The following is a 1495-nucleotide window of genomic DNA, read 5'->3' as shown; positions in this document are numbered from 1 at the left end:
GGCCCCCCCCCCCCCCCCCCCCCCCCGCTTCCAGGGCTTGGCCCAGAGCGATTTCCATGATCTCTTCGGTGATGCCCTTGATCTTGATGTCCATCTGCAGCGCAGTAACGCCTTTGGCGGTACCGGCTACTTTGAAGTCCATGTCGCCCAGGTGGTCTTCGTCACCCAGGATGTCGGTCAGGACGGCGAACTTTTCGCCTTCTTTAACCAGACCCATGGCGATACCGGCAACCGGCGCCTTCATTGGAACACCAGCGTCCATCAGGGCCAGGGAAGCGCCGCAAACGGAAGCCATCGAGCTCGAACCGTTGGATTCGGTGATTTCCGAAACCACACGGATGGTGTACGGGAACACGTCAGCGGCCGGCAGCATGGCCGAAACCGAACGACGGGCCAGACGGCCGTGACCGATTTCACGACGACCAGCGCCACCCATGCGACCACACTCGCCCACCGAGAACGGAGGGAAGTTGTAGTGCAGCATGAACGGGTCTTTTTTCTCGCCTTCCAGGGTGTCCAGCAGCTGCGCGTCACGGGCAGTACCCAGCGTCGCGACTACCAGAGCCTGGGTCTCGCCACGGGTGAACAGCGCCGAACCGTGAGTCTTCGGCAGAACACCGACTTCGATGTTCAGCGGACGTACGGTGCGGGTGTCGCGACCGTCGATACGTGGCTTGCCGTTTACGATGTTTTCGCGAACGGTGCGGTATTCGATTTCGCCGAAAGCCGCTTTGACGTCAGCAGCCGAAGGCTGGCCTTCTTCGCCGGACAGCTTGGCCACAACCTGGTCTTTCAGTTCGCCCAGACGTGCGTAACGGTCAGCCTTGACGGTGATGGTGTAAGCCTGGGAGATCGCTTCGCCGAACTCGGCACGGATCGCGCCCAGCAATTCGGTGGCTTCTGGAGCCGGAGCCCAGGTCCAGGTTGGTTTGGCAGCTTCAGCGGCCAGTTCTTTGACGGCGTTGATCACCACCTGGAACTCGTCGTGAGCGAACAGTACCGCGCCCAGCATCTGGTCTTCGGTCAGCTCTTTGGCTTCCGATTCAACCATCAGTACGGCGTCGGAAGTACCGGCAACGACCATGTCCAGGCTCGAAGCAGCTTGCTGCTCGTAGGTCGGGTTCAGCAGGTAGCCGGTGCTTTCGTGGAAAGCTACACGAGCGGCGCCGATCGGGCCGTCGAACGGAATACCGGAGATCGCCAGGGCAGCCGAGGTACCGATCATCGCAGCGTTGTCCGGATCGGTCTTCTTGCTGGTGGAAACGACGGTGCAGACAACCTGCACTTCGTTCATGAAGCCTTCTGGGAACAGCGGACGGATCGGACGGTCGATCAGTCGGCAAGAAAGGCTATCTTAGTCGGAAGGACGGCCTTCACGCTTGAAGAAACCGCCAGGGATCTTACCGGCAGCGTAAGTTTTTTCCTGGTAGTGAACGGACAGAGGGAAGAAGCCCTTGCCTGGATCGGCTTGCTTGGCTGCGACTTCGGGCAGCGG

At 60.6% G+C, this 1495-nt stretch carries 1 pseudogene; it reads right to left on the bottom strand.

Annotated features, from left to right (window positions below):
- Positions 1 to 1495: pseudogene (pnp, locus tag ACIOUG_RS27095) on the bottom strand (polyribonucleotide nucleotidyltransferase); the annotation flags it as partial.

This window comes from Pseudomonas sp. NPDC087803, from assembly GCF_044742995.1.
In the GTDB taxonomy this organism is placed as follows: domain Bacteria; phylum Pseudomonadota; class Gammaproteobacteria; order Pseudomonadales; family Pseudomonadaceae; genus Aquipseudomonas.
This window is presented reverse-complemented; position numbering and strand designations above follow the sequence as displayed.